At 72.7% G+C, this 17,497-nt stretch carries 16 protein-coding genes; 10 read left to right on the top strand and 6 right to left on the bottom strand.

Annotation, left to right across the window (positions count from 1 at the left end; genetic code table 11):
• Positions 1-4: 4 nt before the first annotated feature.
• Positions 5-409, bottom strand: coding sequence for a pilus assembly protein CpaE (locus L0965_RS05885; protein WP_101305967.1), 405 nt, complete (start codon positions 407-409; stop codon positions 5-7).
• Positions 410-627: 218 nt separating this feature from the next.
• On the opposite strand from L0965_RS05885, the gene L0965_RS05880 reads away from it, so the two are divergent.
• Positions 628-1,788, top strand: coding sequence for an acyl-CoA dehydrogenase family protein (locus L0965_RS05880; RefSeq protein WP_101305966.1), 1,161 nt, complete (start codon positions 628-630; stop codon positions 1,786-1,788).
• A gap of 165 nt (positions 1,789-1,953) precedes the next feature.
• Here the strand turns inward: L0965_RS05880 and L0965_RS05875 are convergent, their stop codons facing one another.
• Positions 1,954-2,226 (bottom strand): metal-sensitive transcriptional regulator, encoded by a 273-nt coding sequence (locus tag L0965_RS05875; RefSeq protein WP_060959399.1) that lies wholly within the window; start codon positions 2,224-2,226, stop codon positions 1,954-1,956.
• Positions 2,227-2,260: 34 nt separating this feature from the next.
• Between L0965_RS05875 and L0965_RS05870 the strand changes: the two genes are divergently transcribed.
• The 4 genes from L0965_RS05870 to L0965_RS05855 all read left to right on the top strand — a co-directional run bounded on the left by L0965_RS05870 (position 2,261) and on the right by L0965_RS05855 (position 5,324).
• Positions 2,261-3,532, top strand: a complete 1,272-nt coding sequence (locus L0965_RS05870) for a DUF445 domain-containing protein (protein WP_101305965.1) — start codon at positions 2,261-2,263, stop codon at positions 3,530-3,532.
• A gap of 75 nt (positions 3,533-3,607) precedes the next feature.
• The gene (locus tag L0965_RS05865) at positions 3,608-3,952 is read left to right on the top strand and encodes a gamma-glutamylcyclotransferase family protein (protein WP_101305964.1); all 345 of its coding nucleotides are present in this window, start codon (positions 3,608-3,610) and stop codon (positions 3,950-3,952) included.
• On the top strand, positions 3,952-4,860 hold the full coding sequence (locus tag L0965_RS05860; RefSeq protein WP_101305963.1) for an agmatinase family protein: 909 nt from the start codon (positions 3,952-3,954) through the stop codon (positions 4,858-4,860). Before L0965_RS05865 ends, L0965_RS05860 begins: the two co-directional genes overlap by 1 nt.
• Positions 4,857-5,324 (top strand): histidine phosphatase family protein, encoded by a 468-nt coding sequence (locus L0965_RS05855; protein ID WP_061782155.1) that lies wholly within the window; start codon positions 4,857-4,859, stop codon positions 5,322-5,324. The genes L0965_RS05860 and L0965_RS05855 overlap by 4 nt, the downstream gene beginning before the upstream one ends.
• Positions 5,325-5,659: 335 nt before the next feature.
• Here the strand turns inward: L0965_RS05855 and hutI are convergent, their stop codons facing one another.
• The 3 genes from hutI to hutH are packed head-to-tail and all read right to left on the bottom strand — an operon-like array spanning position 5,660 to position 10,216.
• The gene (hutI, locus tag L0965_RS05850) at positions 5,660-6,868 is read right to left on the bottom strand and encodes an imidazolonepropionase (protein ID WP_101305962.1); all 1,209 of its coding nucleotides are present in this window, start codon (positions 6,866-6,868) and stop codon (positions 5,660-5,662) included.
• A complete protein-coding gene (locus tag L0965_RS05845; RefSeq protein WP_101305961.1) occupies positions 6,865-8,595 on the bottom strand; it encodes a urocanate hydratase in 1,731 nt (576 codons plus the stop codon). The genes hutI and L0965_RS05845 overlap by 4 nt, the downstream gene beginning before the upstream one ends.
• 16 nt (positions 8,596-8,611) lie before the next feature.
• Positions 8,612-10,216 (bottom strand): histidine ammonia-lyase, encoded by a 1,605-nt coding sequence (gene hutH, locus L0965_RS05840; RefSeq protein ID WP_232784016.1) that lies wholly within the window; start codon positions 10,214-10,216, stop codon positions 8,612-8,614.
• 52 nt (positions 10,217-10,268) lie between these two features.
• Between hutH and L0965_RS05835 the strand changes: the two genes are divergently transcribed.
• Positions 10,269-11,048, top strand: coding sequence for an IclR family transcriptional regulator (locus L0965_RS05835; RefSeq protein ID WP_061782109.1), 780 nt, complete (start codon positions 10,269-10,271; stop codon positions 11,046-11,048).
• 29 nt (positions 11,049-11,077) lie between these two features.
• On the opposite strand, the gene L0965_RS05830 is transcribed toward L0965_RS05835, so the two are convergent.
• Positions 11,078-12,094 (bottom strand): LacI family DNA-binding transcriptional regulator, encoded by a 1,017-nt coding sequence (locus L0965_RS05830; RefSeq protein ID WP_232784015.1) that lies wholly within the window; start codon positions 12,092-12,094, stop codon positions 11,078-11,080.
• A 168-nt stretch (positions 12,095-12,262) separates the two neighbouring features.
• Here L0965_RS05830 and L0965_RS05825 point away from each other — a divergent pair, with 168 nt between their 5' ends.
• From L0965_RS05825 to L0965_RS05810, 4 genes are read left to right on the top strand one after another with little or no spacing between them, the layout of a single operon-like run.
• On the top strand, positions 12,263-13,522 hold the full coding sequence (locus tag L0965_RS05825; protein WP_101305958.1) for an extracellular solute-binding protein: 1,260 nt from the start codon (positions 12,263-12,265) through the stop codon (positions 13,520-13,522).
• 2 nt (positions 13,523-13,524) lie between these two features.
• Positions 13,525-14,697: a carbohydrate ABC transporter permease gene (locus L0965_RS05820; RefSeq protein WP_101305957.1), complete on the top strand. Its 1,173-nt coding sequence runs from the start codon at positions 13,525-13,527 to the stop codon at positions 14,695-14,697.
• Complete coding sequence (locus tag L0965_RS05815) at positions 14,694-15,599, top strand: carbohydrate ABC transporter permease (protein ID WP_101305956.1); 906 nt, start codon at positions 14,694-14,696, stop codon at positions 15,597-15,599. The genes L0965_RS05820 and L0965_RS05815 overlap by 4 nt, the downstream gene beginning before the upstream one ends.
• Entirely contained in the window at positions 15,596-17,491 is a 1,896-nt protein-coding gene (locus L0965_RS05810) for a glycogen debranching N-terminal domain-containing protein (RefSeq protein WP_101305955.1), read from the top strand. Before L0965_RS05815 ends, L0965_RS05810 begins: the two co-directional genes overlap by 4 nt.
• Positions 17,492-17,497 lie beyond the last annotated feature (6 nt).

Raw genomic sequence — 17,497 nt, 5'->3', positions numbered from 1 at the left:
CGGCTCAGGCGATCCGGCGGAGGATGTGCAGGAGCGCGAGGGCGTACGCGTCCTCGGGCTGCGGATGCTCGAACACGTGGCGCTCGCCCGCGAACTCGATCTCGACGCGATGGGTGTCGGCCAGCCGCTCCAGGCGGCGGAACGCGCCGCGCAGCAGCTCGCGCAGCTGATCCTCGCGCGGCAGCCACAGCGCGTCGGTCTGCGCGACCGAATCCAGCGCCCACTCCGTCGTCCCGTTGAACGCGAGGATCGCACCCGTCGCGTACTGGCGGGGTTCGATCGTCATCTCACTGACGGTGAACACGTCCGCTTCGAACTCCGGCTCGTCGAGCTGGAAGCGGTCACCGGATGCCGGGCGCCACACGAGCCCCGCATCGCGGAGGGCGACGGCCAACTCGGTCGAGATCATGCCCCCATCCTCCCCCGCCCACGCCGCGGCCGGGCCATCCCGCGACGCCCCGGCCGCGCCGGGCATCGCGGCACGCCGGACCGAACTCCTCCAATCTCGTACGCCCCGGCCGCCTCACCGGCACTTGGGCCCCGGCCCGGCCCCAAGCGGAGGAGTTCGGGACACGCGACCTCGACGCCGAACGGCCCGACTCCCGCGGCGAGGGGCAGGATGGAAGGGTGAGAGACTTCGACCCGACCCCGTACCTCCCCGACGACCTGCTCGAGCGCATCCGCTCGCGCGCCGCGGCGGTGGATGCCGAGAACCGGTTCCCCGACGAGGACCTCGCCGAGCTGAGGGATGCCGGGTATCTCGCGATCCTCGTCCCGACGGCGCTCGGCGGCGCGGGACTGGGTCTCGCCGAAGCGGCGGTGCTGCAGCAGCGACTCGCGAGCGCCGCGCCGGCGACCGCTCTCGCGATCAACATGCACCTCGTGTGGACGGGGGTGGCGAAGGTCATGTCCGACCGTGGCATCGACGACCTGCGGTTCGTGCAGACCGGCGCGGTCGCCGGCGAGGTTTTCGCCTTCGGCATCAGCGAGGCGGGCAACGACCTCGTGCTCTTCGGCAGCGACACCACCGCCGTCCCCGGACCCGGCGGTTCGTACACGTTCACGGGGACGAAGATCTTCACCTCGCTCGGCCCGGTCTGGACCCAGCTGGGACTGCACGGACTCGACACGACCGACCCGGCGAACCCGAAGATGGTCTACGCCTTCGTCCCCCGCACCGACGCCGTCGACACCCGCGACGACTGGGACACCCTCGGCATGCGCGGCACGCAGTCGCGGACGACGGTGCTGAGCGGCGTCGTCGCCCCCGCCGACCGGGTCGTGCGCCGTGTCGACCCGGGCCCGAACCCCGATCCCATCGTGTTCGGCATCTTCAGCGTGTTCGAGGTGCTCCTGGCATCCGTCTATACCGGCGTCGCACGCCGGGCGCTCGATCTGGCCGTCACCGCCGCCAAGACGCGGAGCTCGAAGAAGACCGGCCGTCCCTACAGCGACGACCCCGACATCCGGTGGCGGATCGCCGAGATGGCGCTCGCCTACGACGGCCTGCTCCCCCAGGTCGCGGCGATCGCGCACGACGTCGACGCGCTCATCGACCACGGCGGACTCTGGTTCCCGAAGCTGTCGGGCCTGAAGCATCGGGCGGTGGTGTCCGCCAAGCAGATCGTCGACGAGGCGATGCTCGTCGCGGGCGGCTCGTCCTACTTCACCCGCAACGAGCTCAGCCGCCTGTACCGCGACGTGCTGGCCGGCATGTTCCACCCGTCCGACCCCGAGTCGGCGCACGCGACCGTCGCCGCGGCCTGGCTCGGTCCGGTCGGCGCCTAGCCTCCCCGACCGCGCGCGCCGCGGCATCCACCCCGCCGCATCCGACCGAACTGCAAGGGATGCTGCGCGACGCGCCGTCGGCGGCGCGCCGGACCCCGCGTGTCGCACCGACGGCCTTGCAGTTCGGGCGCCCGACCCGGCCCGACAGCCCCGCCGACGACGCGGTCAGCGGGTCTCGAGGTCGTATGCCTTGAGCAGTTCGGCGACGGCGAGGTCGCGCTGATCGCCGCCCTCGGCGAACATGTGGGCGACGTGCGTGCGCAGGTGGTTCTCGATCAGGAGCTTGTCGAGCGAGGCCAGCGCCTTCTGGATCGCCCGGGACTGGGCGATGATGTCCATGCAGTACTCCTCGCCCTCGATCATCCGCGCGAGCCCGCGCACCTGTCCTTCGAGGATGCTGGTGCGGTGCAGGGCGCGCTTCTGGATGTCTTCGATCACGCGGCCAGGATACGCCGCGTGCGAGACTACGGGGATGGCGCCCACTCCCACGCAGCTGCTCAGCCCGGCCGATCAGGAGCGCCGGCGAGCTCTGCGGGTGATGAAGGGCGTCGCGCTGGGCGCGCTCGTGCTGATGGCGGTCGTGTTCGTCGTCGCCTTCATCCTCCAGGAACGTTATCCCTGGCTGGAATACGTCCGCGCGGCGGCGGAGGGCGGCATGGTCGGCGCCCTGGCGGACTGGTTCGCGGTGACGGCGCTGTTCCGCCACCCGCTCGGCATCCCCATTCCGCACACCGCGATCATCCCGCGGCGCAAGGACGAGATCGGCCGCACCCTCGGAGAGTTCGTCGAGACCAACTTCCTCGAGGCCGAGGTCGTGCGATCGAAGCTCGAGTCGACCCCCATCGCCCGCACCGCCGGCACGTGGCTGAGCGAGCCCGCCCACGCCGAGACGGTGGCGGGCGAGGCGTCGGCGGTGGCCTCCGGCATCCTGCGCGCCCTCAGCGACGACGAGGTGCAGGACCTCATCAGCGACCTGGCGCGCGAGCACCTGCTGAGCCCCGAATGGGGTCCGACCGTCGGCGCGTGGCTCGGGCGGGTCGTCGCGGCCGACGCGCATCGCGGCGCCGTCGACCTCGGCGTCGACAGCATCGCGACGTGGCTGCGGGCGAACCACGAGGCCTTCAGCGGGCTCGTCTCCCGACGCCTCCCCTCGTGGGTGCCGTCGGTGGCCATGCGCCTCGTCGACGACACCGTCTACAACGAGGCGGTCAAGTTCGTCGCGGCCATCCAGGCCGACCCCGATCACCCGGCGCGGCGCGCCGTCGACGGCTACCTGACCCGTCTCGCCGAGAACCTGCAGAGCGATCCGACGACCATCGCACGCCTCGAAGACGCGAAGACCGCGGTGTTCGACAGCCCGCGCGTGCGCGAGCTCGCCGCCGACGCGTGGAACACCGCGAAGACGGGACTGCTCGCGGCGCTGGCCGACCCCGAGAGCGGTCTGCGCCGGCGCGTGACGGCGGCGCTGGTCGAGATCGGCGAGCGTCTGGCCACGGATGCCGCGCTGCAGCACCGTGTCGACGACCGGATCGCGGACGCGGCCGTCTTCGTCGTCGACCGCTACCGCCACGACATCGCCTCGATCATCACCGACACCGTCGAGAAGTGGGATCCGGCCGAGACGACCGAGAAGATCGAGCTGATGGTCGGCCGCGACCTGCAGTACATCCGTCTCAACGGCACGATCGTCGGCGCCCTGGCCGGCCTCGCGATCTTCGCGGTCGCCCACGCGCTGCTCGGCTGAGCACCCCTTTTCGACGGCGCCGACGTCGGCGGTGCCATCTGGATGCGGGCACCCGGCGCGCAGTAGCCTGACGGCATGGACGATCCGGCCGACGATCTTCTCTTCACCTACGGCACCCTGCAGTACGCCGAGGTGCAGCTGGACACGTTCGGACGCCTCATCGCCGGCGAGCCCGACGTGCTCCCGGGCTACACGATCGACTACGTCGAGATCGAGGACCAGCGCGTGGTCGACCTCTCCGGAGCCTCCGTGCATCCCGTGCTCCGCGAGACGGGCAACACCGTCGACAAGGTCGTCGGACGGGTACTGCACCTCACGGCCGACGAGATCGACGCCGCCGACGAGTACGAGGTGTCGCTGTACCGCCGCGTCCGGGTGAGGCTCGGCAGCGGCCGGACCGCGTGGGTGTACGTCGGCTGATGGCGCTCTCCCACGATCCGCTCTGGCCGCGCGCGGGCGACTGGCCCACGATCAGCGACCTCACCGCCGATGATCGCCTCGACGCCGCACTGCTCGGCGCCCCCGCCTTCCGCACCTCGCTGTCGCCCACCGGGGCACACGCGACGCCGGCGGCCGTGCGCGACGCGCTCCGCCGCTTCAGCCCGACGCTCCTGGGTCCCCCGCCCGTCGACCTCGCCGACGCGCTCCGGCTCGCCGACGCGGGCGACGTCGACGAGCCCGACGGTCCCGACGGAGAGGCGCTGCTGCGTGCGCGCGTCGGCGAGCTGCGGGAGCGCAGCGAGCTGGTGATCGCGATCGGCGGCGACAACTCGATCACCTACGCGGCGGCCCAGGGCGCGGATGCCGCCGGTCTCATCACCCTCGACGCCCATTTCGACCTGCGCGACGGCGTGTCCAACGGCTCTCCCGTGCGGCGGCTGGTCGACGGCGGGCTCGATCCGCGCCGCGTCGTCCAGGTCGGCATCGCCGACTTCGCCAACTCCGCCGCCTACGCCCGGCGCGCCGCCGACCTCGGCATCCGGGTGATCACCCTCGACGAGGTGCGGCGCCGCGGGATCGACGACGTGGTGGCGGAGGCGCGCGAGATCGCGGGACGCGGGGGCGGCGGCATCCACCTCGATGTCGACGTCGACGTGTGCGACCGCGCGGTGGCGCCCGGGTGCCCGGCCTCCGTGCCCGGCGGGCTGCAGGCGTGGGAGCTGCGGGCGCTCGTGCGCGGCATCGCCGCCGCCCCCGCGGTGCGCAGCGCCGATATCGTCGAAGTGGATGCCACGGCCGACGCCCCCGACGGGCGTACGGTGCGGCTGGCCGCCCTGTGCGTGCTGGAACTGCTGACGGGCCTCCACACACGAAAGGTGTCTGCATGACGACGCTCGTCCTCGTCCGCCACGCGAAGAGCGACTGGGGAGATCCCGGCCTCGACGACCACGACCGCCCCCTCAACGCCCGCGGCCTGCGCGATGCGCCCGCCCTGGCGGCGCGGCTGGCCGGCACCGGCATCCGGCTCGAGGCCATCCTGTCGTCGACGGCGCTGCGTGCCCGCACGACGGCATCCTTCTTCGCCGAAGCGTTCGGCCTCGACGCGGAGCTGGACGGCGACCTGTACGGGGCTGCGGCGGCCACGCTCCTGCGGGCGGCCGCCGACCGCGGCGTTCCGGCCGTCATGGTCGTCGCGCACGACCCGGGGATGACCGCGCTCGCGGAGCGGCTCTCCGGCGGCGGGATCGGTCATATGCCGACCTGTGCCGTCGCGACGTTCGTATGGGCCACCGACGACTGGGATGTCGCGACGGCGACTGATCCGGAGCAGTGGAGCTTCGACCGCCCCTGACGCCGCGGGGCGCAGGACGTTTCGACTCGCGGCGCGGCCGCTCGCTCAACGACCGGGGGCGAGACGGGGCGCAGAGCGTTTCGACTCGCGGCCGCGCCGCTCGCTCAACGACCGGGGGGCGAGACGGGGCGGGGCGTTCGACTCGCGGCGGCGCCGCTCGCTCAACGACCGGGAGTGAGACGGCGCAGGGCGTTTCGACTCGCGGCCGCGCCGCTCGCTCAACGACCGGGAGCGAGACGGGGCAGGGCGTTTCGACTCGCGGCGGTGACCGACCGGGAGCGGACGAGGGTGGGACCCGGACGTTGAGCGAGGCGCGCAGCGCCGAGTCGAAACGCCTAAACGATCAGCTCCCCGCCGCGGTAGACGGCGCGCACGAGCGGCACCCCCGGGCGGTACGCGAGGTGGGTCCGCGTCGGCGCGTCCAGCATCACCAGGTCGGCCCGCGTCCCGAGGGCCAGGGTGCCGACGTCATCGCGGTCGAGGGCCCGGGCACCGCCCGCCGTCGCCGCCCATACGGCCTCGGCGACCGTCATCCCCATCTCGCGCACGGCCAGCGCGATCATGAGCGGCATCGAGCTCGTGAAGCTCGTGCCCGGGTTGCAGTCGCTCGCGAGCGCGACCGTGACTCCCGCATCGATCAGCCGGCGCGCATCGGGGTACGGATGCCGGGTCGAGAACTCCACACCGGGCAGCAGGGTCGTGACGACCCCGGCCTCGGCCAGCCGGGCGACGTCGTCGGGGTGCAGGTAGGTCGCGTGGTCGAGCGAGAACACACCCAGCTCGGCCGCGATCCGCGCCCCCGGACCGTGTCCGAGCTGGTTGCCGTGCAGCCGGGTGCCGAGACCCGCGGCCGCGCCGCCCCGCAGGATGCGGCGGGTCTCTTCCGCGGTGAACGCGCCGCGCTCGCAGAACACGTCGATCCACCGGACGTACGGGCCTACGGCAGCGAGCATCGGTCCGCAGACGAGGTCGACGTACGCCGCGCGGTCGTCGACGAACTCGGCCGGCACGACATGAGCGCCGAGAAAGGTGACCTCGTCCGTCACCTCCCGGGCCAGGCGGGCGAGCCGCGCCTCGCCCTCCACCGTGAGGTCGTAGCCCGTCTTCACCTCGAACGTGGTCGTCCCCTGCGCGTGCAGCTCCGCCGCGAGGCCGGCCAGTCGCGCCCGCAGCTCGTCGTCGGATGCCGCCCGGGTCGCCGCCACCGTCCGTCGTATGCCGCCCGCGGCATAAGGTTGTCCGGCCATCCGCGCCTCGAACTCGTCCGCCCGGTCGCCGGCGAACACGAGGTGCGTGTGGCTGTCGACGAAGCCCGGGAGGATCGCGCGGCCGCCGGCGTCCACGACCTCGACCTCCGGCGTCGCCCCTGTCTGCGGCGCATCGAGACGCGGCTCTTCGGTGCCGCGGCCGACCCAGGCGACGCGCCCGTCGACGACGGCGAGGGCGGCGCCGCGGATCAGTCCCGTGGGGTCGCGGGGGTCGTCGCCGAGCCCGGTGACGTTCGTCGTCAGCTCGCCGATGCCGGTGATCAGCAGCGTGCTCACGAGGCGGCATCCCCGAGCATCGGAACGATCAGCCCCCGCTCGCGGGCGACCTCCCGCGCCCGGTCGTAGCCCGCGTCGACGTGGCGCATGACACCGGTGCCGGGATCGTTCGTCAGCACCCGCGCGAGCTTCTCCGCCGCCAGGGCGGTGCCGTCGGCGACCGTGACCTGGCCGGCGTGGATCGAGCGGCCGATGCCGACACCGCCGCCGTGGTGGATCGACACCCACGACGCCCCCGACGCCGTGTTCAGCAGCGCGTTCAGCAGCGGCCAGTCGGCGATCGCGTCGGAGCCGTCGGCCATCGCCTCCGTCTCGCGGTACGGGGAGGCCACCGAGCCGGCGTCGAGGTGATCGCGGCCGATCACGATCGGGCCGGCGAGCTCACCCGAGGCGACCATCTCGTTGAACCTCAGTCCGGCGAGGTGGCGCTCCTGGTAGCCGAGCCAGCAGATCCGGGCGGGAAGCCCCTCGAAGTGCACGGTCTGGCCCGCCTTGTCCAGCCAGCGGCGCAGCGCCGCGTCCTGCGGGAACAGCTCCGCAACCGCGCGGTCGGTCTTGGCGATGTCCTCCGGATCGCCCGACAGCGCCACCCAGCGGAACGGTCCCCGACCCTCCGCGAACAGCGGGCGGATGTAGGCGGGCACGAAGCCGGGGAAGGCGAAGGCCCGGTCGTAGCCGCCCAGCTCGGCCTCCCGGCGGATCGAGTTGCCGTAGTCGAACACGGCGGCCCCGGCATCCTGGAACCCGACCATCGCCGCCACCTGCGCCGCCATCGCGGCGCGGGCGCGCACGGTGAAGCCCTCGGGGTCGGATGCCGCGGCGTCCTTCCAGGCGGCCACGCTCACCCCGATCGGCAGGTAGGCGAGCGGGTCGTGGGCGCTGGTCTGGTCGGTGACGATGTCGATCGGCGCGCCGCCCGCGTGGCGGCGTCGCAGGAGCTCCGGGAAGACTTCGGCGGCGTTGCCGACGAGACCGACCGAGAGCGCCTGCCCCGCCGTGCGGGCCGCGACGACGCGCGCCAGCGCCGCGTCGAGGTCGTCGGTGTACTCGTCGAGGTAGCCGTGTGCGACCCGGCGCTCCAGCCGCGACGCGTCGACGTCGACGATCAGCACCGCTCCCCCGTTGAGGGTCACCGCGAGGGGCTGCGCCCCGCCCATGCCGCCGGCACCGCCCGTGAGGGTCAGGGTGCCGGCGAGGGAATCTCGCCCCAGCGAGCGGGCCACCGCGGCGAACGTCTCGTACGTGCCCTGCAGGATTCCCTGGGTGCCGATGTAGATCCACGATCCGGCGGTCATCTGCCCGTACATCGTGAGCCCGAGCTCCTCGAGCCGGCGGAACTCGGGCCACGTCGCCCAGTCGCCGACGAGGTTCGAGTTCGCGATGAGCACGCGCGGTGCCCACTCGTGCGTGCGGAAGACGCCGACCGGCTTCCCCGACTGCACGAGCAGCGTCTCGTCGGGCTCCAGCTCGTCGAGGGTGCGGACGATCGCATCGTAGGCCGCCCACGACCGGGCCGCGCGCCCCGTGCCGCCGTAGACGACCAGGTCCTCCGGGTGCTCCGCGACCTCGGGGTCGAGGTTGTTCATGAGCATCCGCTTCGCGGCCTCCGCTCCCCAGCTCTTCGCCGTGCGCTGCGCTCCGCGCGGGGCACGGATCGGGCCGCGCGGCGAGGCGGCCGCGCCGGTGTCGGCGGCGGCGGAGTCGGGGGTCTCGGCGTGGGATGTCATCGTGGATCTCCTTCGATCAGGCCGGGTGGGCGGAAGTGGCGAACGCGGCCGCGGCGACCTCGCCGGAGAGCACGAGTGCCGTCGCGGTCTCGAGGTCGGGGCTGACGAACCGGTCGGGTCCGGGGCCGGCGACACCCGCCGCGCGCACCCGGTCGCGCACCGCGGCGGTCGCCGGCCCCGGGCGCAGCGGGGCGCGCAGGTCGAGGGCGCGACATCCGGTGACGAGCTCGATCGCGAGCACCCGAGCGAGCCCGTCGATCCCCCGTCGGAGCTTGCGGGCCGCCGACCACCCCATCGACACGTGGTCCTCCTGCATCGCCGACGAGGGGATCGAGTCGACGGATGCCGGGACGGCCAGGCGCTTGAGCTCCGAGACGATGCCCGCCGCGGCGTACTGGGCGATCATGAGGCCGGAGTCGACGCCCACCTCGTCGGCGAGGAACGGGGGTAGGCCGTGGCTGCGCGTGCGATCGAGGGCGCGGTCGGTGCGCCGCTCGGCGATGGAGGCGAGGTCGGCGACGGCGATCGCGAGGAAGTCGAGCACGTACGCCACCGGCGCACCGTGGAAGTTCCCGTTCGACTCGACGCGGCCGTCGGACGTGACGACGGGGTTGTCGATCGCCGAGGCGAGCTCGCGGGCGGCGATCGCCCGCGCGTGCTCGACGGTGTCGCGGGCCGCGCCGTGCACCTGCGGTGAGCACCGGAGGGAGTAGGCGTCCTGTACCCGGGTGCAGACGGCGGGGTCGCGGTGGCTCGCGACGATCGGCGAGTCGGCCAGGAGTGCGCGCAGATTGGCGGCGGAGGCCGCCTGCCCGTGCTGCGGACGCAACGCCATGAGGTCGGCGGCGAAGACGGCGTCGGTGCCGAGCTGGCTCTCGATCGAGATCGCCGCGGTCACATCGGCCACCGTCAGCAGGTTGTCGAGATCGGCGAGCGCGAGCGCGAGCATCCCCAGCATCCCGTCGGTGCCGTTGATGAGCGCGAGTCCTTCCTTCTCCTCGAGCACGAGCGGGGCGATGCCCGCGGCGTCCAGGGCGTCGGATGCCGGGACGAGGACGCCCGCGGCATCGCGCACCTCGCCTTCGCCCAGGGCGGCGAGGGCGATGTGCGACAGCGGGGCGAGGTCGCCGGAGCAGCCGAGCGAGCCGTACTCGCGCACCACGGGGGCGATGCCGGCGTTCAGCATCGCGACGTAGGTGTCCACGACGACCTCGCGCACGCCGGTGTGTCCGGTCGCGAGGGTCTGCAGCCGCAGGAGTTGCAACGCGCGGACGACCTCGCGCTCGACCTCGGCGCCGGTGCCGGCGGCGTGGGAGCGGATGAGGCCGGCCTGCAGCTGACGACGCCGCTCGGGGGCGATGAACGTCGTGGCCAGCGCGCCGAACCCGGTCGAGATGCCGTAGTGCGGCTCGGGGTCGCCCGCCAGCCGCTCGACGAGCCGGCGCGCGTCGCGGATGCGCGCGGCGGCGGCGGGTGCGAGCTCGACCCGTGCGCCGTGGCGCGCCACGGCGACCACCTCGGACACCTGCAGGGGGCGCTCTCCGACGACGACGGAGCCCGCCTCGGCCGGGCCGTCGTGGGGGCGGAGGGGCAGGGCGGTCGCGTCGGGCGGTGTCGTCATGCCCCGATTCCATCGCGGCGACGGCGCGCCGAACAGGGGGCTGTGGCAATCTGTGTCTGTGATCCCAGACACATCGGTGAGCGCGCCGCAGGTGCCGGCCGCCGATCAGACGTTGCGCATCCTGTCGTACCTCGGGCGCCAGCGCGGACCGGTGGCGGCGCGGACGATCGCCGAGACGCTCGGCATCGCACGCTCGAGCGTCTACCACCTGCTCGCGGCGATGGCCGAGCACGGCTTCGTCGTGCACCTTCCCGACGAGCGGCGCTGGGGCCTGGGCACGGCCGCGTTCGAGCTGGCCGGCGGCTACGCGCGCCAGCAGCCGCTCGCCCGGCTCGGCCGTCCGCTGGTCGCCGCCCTGGCCGACCGCTGGGGCGAGAGCGCCCATCTCGCCGTCATGACGGGACGCGACGTGCTGTACATCGTGGAGGAGCGCGCGCCGCGACGGCCGGCGCTCATCACCGATGTCGGGGTGCGTCTTCCGGCCCACCTGACCGCGACGGGGCGCGCGATGCTCGCCGCTCTCCCCCGCGAGCAGGTGCGAGCCCTCTACCCGGATGCCGCGGCTTTCGCCGACCGCACCGGGCGCGGCCCGCGCCGGCCCGGCGAGCTGCGCGACGTGCTGCGGCGGACGCGCCGGCAGGGGTTCGCCGACGAGGACGGCGAGGTGACGCTCGGCTTCCGCTCCGTGGCGGTCGCCGTGCACGATCACGCCGAGTGGCCCGTCGCCGCGATCGCGATCACGTGGCCCGCCGACTCGGCGCACGACGCGGCATCCCTCGCTCCCGCCGTGGCCGTCGCGGCGGGCGAGCTGCGGCGCCGCCTCTACGGCTGAGCGCGGCGCGCGGGAGCGCGGCGCGGGCCTCAGCGCACGACGAGGCGCGGCTCGACCAGCACGTGCGCGCGGCCCGGCTCGGCGTCGCGCGGGTCGATCGAGGACGCACCGCCCAGGAGCAGGTCGAGCGCACCGACCGCGACCTCTTCGGGCAGCTGCTCGACGCTCGACAGCCCGAGGGCCTCGACCGCGGGGGTGTTGTCGAAGCCGATGATCGGCAGCCGCGGGCGCCCGGCGGCGACGGCGGCCAGGTGCGCGCCGACGGCGAGCGAGTCGCTGACGCAGACGAGCGCGTCGATGTCGTCGCGGGCGACGACCGGGGCGGCGATGTCGCGCGCCCGCGCGACGTTCTCCTCGCTGGTCAGGCGTACGGGCGCCCAGGTGCTGCCCGCGTCGGCGTCGGCGAGGGCGCGGCGCCAGCCGCTCTCGCGATCGTCGCCCGTCGCCGACCCGGCCGGCCAGCCGAAGAACGCGACCCGCGCCCCCGCCGTCGCGAGGGCGTGCGTCGTGGCCTGGGCGGTGCCCGCGGCCCCGTCGACGTCCACCCAGTGATGCGTCGGTGCGCCGACGTCGTCGCGCCCCCAGGGCCTGCCGAAGGAGACGAACGGCACGCCGCGGGCGAGGAGCCACTCGGCGCGCGGATCGCCGGGGAAGGTGCCCGTGATCACGACCGCGTCGATCTCGCCACCCTCCCGCAGATCGCCCATGCGGCGGATCTCCTCGTCGGGCGTCCGGGCGGCGTAGAGCATGACGCGGAGCCCGCGCTCGCCCGCCTGCTCGGTGAGCGCGTGCACGAAGCGGTCGAGCACCACGCCGGAGATGCCGCCCGCGTAGGGGTCGAGGTGGATGCCGATCGTCGAACTGCGTCGGGTGCGCAGCCGGCGCGCCGAGGCGTGGGGCGCGTAGTTCAGTCGCGAGATGGCATCGGTGACGCGCGCCCGCGTCTCCTCCCGCACGATCTGGGGCGAGTTGATGACGTTGCTGACGGTCTGTCGCGAGACGCCGGCGGCGCGCGCGACGTCCTCGATCGTCGCCGATCTGTTCACGCGGACCTCCCTTGACGCTCTCGGCATCCTCGTCTATCTTTTCAAGCATCCCACAATTTGAACGATCAAATGATCGATCCAACGGCGGACCGTTTCGACGTTCCGACACCGGGATGGCACCATGAGGCCGCGCCGGAAGGCGCAGGCCACGCGATCGAAGGAGATGCGATGAAGCGACAGACAGCACGGACGCTGCTCGCGGCGGGAGGCCTGGCCGTTGCCACGAGCCTGCTGCTGACCGGCTGCGGCCAGGGATTCAGCGGGTCGGGATCGGCCGGCTCGGCGAGCGCGGGCGACCTGACCTCGTCCGACAAGCCCTTGACCATCATGATCGGCTCGTCCGGCGACGCCGAGACCACGGCGGTGCAGGATGCCGTGGCCGCCTGGTCGTCGTCGTCCGGCGTGTCCGCGTCGGTGGTGGCCGCCACCGACCTCGCCCAGCAGCTGTCCCAGGGCTTCGCCGCCGGCTCGCCGCCGGACCTCTTCTACCTCAGCACCGACCAGCTCGCGGGCTTCGCGAGCAACGGGTCGCTCAAGGCCTACGGCGACCAGCTGAGCAACAAGGGCGACTTCTACCCGTCGCTCGTGAAGAACTTCACCGTCGACGACACGTTCTACTGCGCCCCCAAGGACTTCTCCACGCTGCAGCTCGTCATCAACGAGAACCTGTGGACGCAGGCGGGACTGACCGACGCCGACATCCCGACCACGTGGGACCAGCTCGCAGAGGTCGCCGCGAAGCTCACGAACGGCACCACGAAGGGACTCGTCTTCGGCGGCGAGTACGCCCGCCTCGGCGCCTTCATGGCCCAGGCCGGCGGACGGCTCGTCTCGGAGGACGGCACGACCGCCGAGGCGAACAGCGACGCCAACGTGGCCGCGCTCACCTACGTGCAGCAGCACCTGCAGGACGGCACCTTCGCGTACGCCTCCGACGTGGGCGCGGGCTGGGGCGGTGAGGCGTTCGGCAAGCAGCTGGGCGCCATGACGATCGAGGGCAACTGGATCACCGGTGCCCTCGGCGACTACCCCGACGTGAAGGCCAAGGTCGTGGAGCTGCCCGCCGGCAGCGCCGGCAAGGGCACCCTGCAGTTCACCAACTGCTGGGGCATGGCCGCCGACAGCCCCAACCAGAAGGCCGCGCTCGACCTCGTCGAGTACCTGACGAGCGCCGAGCAGCAGCTCGCGTTCTCGAAGGCGTTCGGCCCGATGCCGTCGGTGCAGTCCGCCGCCGAGACCTGGAAGAGCGACAACCCCTCGCTCGTCGCGTTCCTCGACGGCGCCGACTATGCGCAGGGCGTTCCCACCAACAAGGGCGCCGCCGACGTCATCAAGGACTTCAACGCGCAGCTCGAGTCGCTGAAGACGGGCGACCCGAAGAAGATCCTCGACTCGGTGCAGTCCAACCTCGAGGCCGTCGTCGGCTGATCATGTCCGCCGCTCCCGTCGCTCCGGTCGCGACGCCCCCGCGTCCGGTCTCGCCCCGGCATCCGCGCTCGCGCGGAATCCGCCGCGGCGAGGCCGGCGCGGGCTGGCTGTTCGTGTCGCCCGTCATCCTGATCCTCGGCGTCTTCCTGCTCGTCCCCGTGCTGATGGCGCTCTGGGTCAGCTTCTCGGACTGGTCGGGGCGCGGCAGCCCCCTCTCCCCCTCCGTCGGCTTCGTCGGCCTGGACAACTACGCCGCCATCACCACCGGCGGCGGGCTCGCCGAACGCGACTTCGGCACGGCGCTGCGCAACAACGCGTGGTACGTGCTGCTCGTCGTCCCGCTCCAGACCGTCCTGTCGCTCTTCCTGGCCGTTCTCGTCAGCCGCCGGATCCTGCGCGGTCGCGGCTTCTTCCGCACCGCGTTCTACTTCCCGTCGGTGACGAGCTCGGTCGCCATCACCGTGCTGTGGCTGTTCCTCTTCTCCTTCGCGGGTCCCGTCAACCAGATCCTGTCGGCGATCGGGCTCGCCGCCCCCAACTGGTTCAACGACCCGCGCGGCATCGTCCACGTCGCCCTCGGCGCGCTGGGCGTGTCGAACGGACCCGACGCGCTCACCGGCAGCGGCCTCCTCGGCGTCTCGTGGTGGGACTGGCTGTCCGGCCCGTCCGTCGCGATGTCCGCGTTCGTCCTCATGGCGGTGTTCACGACCAGCGGCACCTTCATGCTGCTGTTCATCGCGGCGCTGCAGAACATCGGATTCGAGCTCACCGAGGCCGGCATGATGGACGGCGCGAACGGCTGGCAGCGCTTCTGGCACATCACGCTCCCGCAGCTGCGCCCGACGCTGTTCACCGTGATCACGCTCGGCCTGATCGGCTGCTGGCAGGTGTTCGATCAGATCTACACCGGCACCCAGGGCGGCCCCGCCAAGACGACCGTGACGCCCGCCTACCTCTCGTACACCTCGGCCTTCCAGAACCAGGACTGGGGCGTGGGCGCCGCGATCGCGTTCATCCTCTTCCTGATCATCATCGCCTTCACGCTCCTCCAGCGCTGGGTGCTGCGGGACCGGCCCGTCTCGAAGCGTCGCATCCGCGCCTACCAGTCGCGCGCAGCCGCGGCATCCGGTGCGGCCTCGTCCTCGTCCTCGTCCTCGAAGGAGGCCCGATCATGACCACCACGCTGACCACCGTGGAGGTGCAGGCCGCGGCATCCGCACCGCCGCCGCGCCGACGCCGACGGCTGACGCCGCGCAGCGTGACGGGGCAGGTGCTGCTCTACGGCATGCTCGCCGCGCTGGCGATCGTGTACATCTACCCGTTCCTCGTGCAGCTCGCCACCTCGTTCAAGACCGAGCCGGATGCCGCGGCGGACCCGATCTCGCTCATCCCCGCCACCTTCTCGACGGCGGCGTACGAGCGGCTGTTCCTGCACAGCGACTTCCCGCTCTGGTTCGCGAACTCGGCCGTGGTCACCGTCTGCGTGACGGTCGGGCGCGTGTTCTTCGTCTCGCTGGCGGGCTACGCACTGGCCCGCCTGCGCTTCCGGGGACGCGGGGTCGTGTTCGCGCTCGTCGTGGCCGTGATGGCGGTGCCGACGGTCGTGCTCCTCATCCCCAAGTTCCTCGTGCTCAACCAGCTCGGCCTCTACGACTCGTACGCGGGCATGATCCTGCCGCTGCTCGTCGACGCGGCAGGCGTGTTCATCATGAAGAACTTCTTCGAGTCGATCCCCGACTCGGTCGAGGAGCAGGCGCGCATCGACGGCGCCGGCACCTTCCGCGTGTTCTGGTCGATCGTGCTCCCGATGGCACGACCCGCCCTGATCACGATCGTGATCCTGTCGTTCCAGGGATCGTGGAACGAGCTGAGCCACTTCATCGTGTCGACCCAGTCGCCCGAGCTGACCACGCTGACCAAGGGCGTCGCCTCGCTCGCGTCGGGCCAGCTCAGTCAGGGCACGCAGTACCCCCTCAAACTCGCGGCCGCGGCGATCATGACGATCCCCGTCGCCGTGATCTTCTTCCTCTTCCAGAAGAAGATCATGAACACCAGCGAAGGAGCAGTGAAGGGATGACGGCCGGCTTGCAGCCATTCCTCTCCGACCGGATCGTGGCGCTGACGGCGCCCACGCAGGCCTGGTCGGGCCGTGACGGCGACATGGGATCCGCCGTCATCGACGGCATCTACCACGGCGACACGCGTTTCGTCCGGACGCTCCGCGTCGACTACGCCGCCGCGGACGGGACCTATCTCGCCCCGGAGCACGTCGCGACCGACATCGTCGGTGCCGGGCACGTCCGCATCGACGCGCTCCTCCGCGGCGTCGACGACCCCAGCCCCGACCCGAAGGTGCGCCTCGTGCGCGAGCGCCGGGTGGCCGACGGCACGATGTCCGAGACGCTGACCGTGCGCACCCACCTCGAGAAGCCCGTGCGCGTCCGCCTGCGCGTGCGCATCGGCATCGACATCGGCGCGCTGCAGGAGGTCAAGGCGGGCACGCCGACGGGCGATCCCGGCGACCCCACCGTCACCGAGGCCGGTGTCACCGCCCGGCGGGGCGGAGCGACGCTCGAGATCGACGCTCCGGAGGCGGCGATCGACCTCGCCGACGGCGGAGAGATCACGCTGGTCTGGGACCTCGACGGCGAGGGACGCGACGCGGCGAGCGTGTCGTGGACCGCGCGCCTCGACGACCGCTCGCTCGTGGTCCGCGGCGCCCGGACTCCCGCGCCGTGGCCGCGTCCGATCGCCCCCGCGGGAGCCGACCCCCGGCTCCAGCGCTGGCTCGACCGCGCTCTCGACGATCTCCGTGCCCTCCGCCTCGCGCTCCCCGACGCCCCCGACGACGAGTTCTTCGCGGCCGGCGCACCCTGGTTCTTCACCCTGTTCGGCCGGGACTCGCTGTGGGCGGCGCGCCTCATGCTGCCCGTGGATGCGACCGTCGCGGCCTCCACGCTGCGCGTCCTGGCGCGACTGCAGGGCACGCGGGACGACCCCGCCACCGCGCAGCAGCCCGGGAAGATCATGCACGAGCTGCGCGCGTCCACGCTGTCGATGCCCGGGGAGGGCATCGTGCTGCCGCCGCTGTACTACGGCACCGTCGACGCGACGGCGCTCTGGGTCACCCTCCTGGCCGATGCGGCCGCGCAGCTGCCGGCCGCCGAGGTCGAGAGCCTGCTGCCCGCCCTGGAGAGCGCGCTCGGCTGGATCGTCGCGTCCGCGGAGCGATCGGGCTTCCTCGAATACGTCGACGAGACGGGCCACGGACTGTCGAACCAGGGCTGGAAGGATTCCGGCGACTCCATCCAGTGGCAGGACGGCACGCTCGCGAACGGCCCGATCGCGCTGTGCGAGGTGCAGGGCTACGCCTACGAGGCGGCGCTCGGCGGGGCCGCACTCCTCGACCGGTTCGGGCGGCCGGGCGGCGGGGAGCTGCGGGACTGGGCCGCGGGGCTCAAGCGCCGCTTCGCCGCACGCTTCTGGGTGACGACGCCGTCCGGACGCTTCCCCGCGATCGCCCTCGACCGCGACGGCCGACCGGTCGACACACTGACCTCGAACATCGGCCACCTCCTCGACACCGGCATCCTCGACCCCGACGAGGAGAAGGCCGTCGCCGACCTGCTCGTCGACCCGCGGATGTCGTCCGGTTTCGGCATCCGCACGCTGTCGACCGATGCCGGCGGCTACTGGCCGCTCAGCTATCACGGCGGAAGCGTGTGGATCCACGACACGGCGATCGTCGCGCGCGGCATGGCGCGCGCGGGTCTGCACGGCCACGCGCGCCGAGTCGTGGCCGAGATGCTCGCCGGCGCGGAGGCCTTCTCCTACCGCGTGCCCGAGCTGTATGCCGGCGACGGGGCGGACGAGGTGTCGGCGCCCGCACCGTACCCCGCCGCGTGCCGCCCGCAGGCGTGGACGGCGGCGGCGGCCGTCACGGCGTGGGAGGTGCTCCGCGCGGACTGAGCGCGC

The sequence above is a fragment of the Microbacterium sp. NFH-22A-Y genome, from assembly GCF_021401375.1.
In the GTDB taxonomy this organism is placed as follows: Bacteria; Actinomycetota; Actinomycetes; order Actinomycetales; family Microbacteriaceae; genus Microbacterium; species Microbacterium hominis.
This window is presented reverse-complemented; position numbering and strand designations above follow the sequence as displayed.

What these genes read in the sequence shown, in the direction of transcription:
- L0965_RS05885 (WP_101305967.1), bottom strand. Translation starts at nt 409, where the DNA reads ATGATCTCGACCGAGTTGGCCGTCGCCCTCCGCGATGCGGGGCTCGTG.
- L0965_RS05870 (WP_101305965.1), top strand. Translation starts at nt 2,261, where the DNA reads ATGGCGCCCACTCCCACGCAGCTGCTCAGCCCGGCCGATCAGGAGCGC.
- L0965_RS05865 (WP_101305964.1), top strand. Translation starts at nt 3,608, where the DNA reads ATGGACGATCCGGCCGACGATCTTCTCTTCACCTACGGCACCCTGCAG.
- L0965_RS05860 (WP_101305963.1), top strand. Translation starts at nt 3,952, where the DNA reads ATGGCGCTCTCCCACGATCCGCTCTGGCCGCGCGCGGGCGACTGGCCC.
- L0965_RS05855 (WP_061782155.1), top strand. Translation starts at nt 4,857, where the DNA reads ATGACGACGCTCGTCCTCGTCCGCCACGCGAAGAGCGACTGGGGAGAT.
- L0965_RS05845 (WP_101305961.1), bottom strand. Translation starts at nt 8,595, where the DNA reads ATGACATCCCACGCCGAGACCCCCGACTCCGCCGCCGCCGACACCGGC.
- hutH (WP_232784016.1), bottom strand. Translation starts at nt 10,216, where the DNA reads ATGACGACACCGCCCGACGCGACCGCCCTGCCCCTCCGCCCCCACGAC.
- L0965_RS05825 (WP_101305958.1), top strand. Translation starts at nt 12,263, where the DNA reads ATGAAGCGACAGACAGCACGGACGCTGCTCGCGGCGGGAGGCCTGGCC.
- L0965_RS05820 (WP_101305957.1), top strand. Translation starts at nt 13,525, where the DNA reads ATGTCCGCCGCTCCCGTCGCTCCGGTCGCGACGCCCCCGCGTCCGGTC.
- L0965_RS05815 (WP_101305956.1), top strand. Translation starts at nt 14,694, where the DNA reads ATGACCACCACGCTGACCACCGTGGAGGTGCAGGCCGCGGCATCCGCA.
- L0965_RS05810 (WP_101305955.1), top strand. Translation starts at nt 15,596, where the DNA reads ATGACGGCCGGCTTGCAGCCATTCCTCTCCGACCGGATCGTGGCGCTG.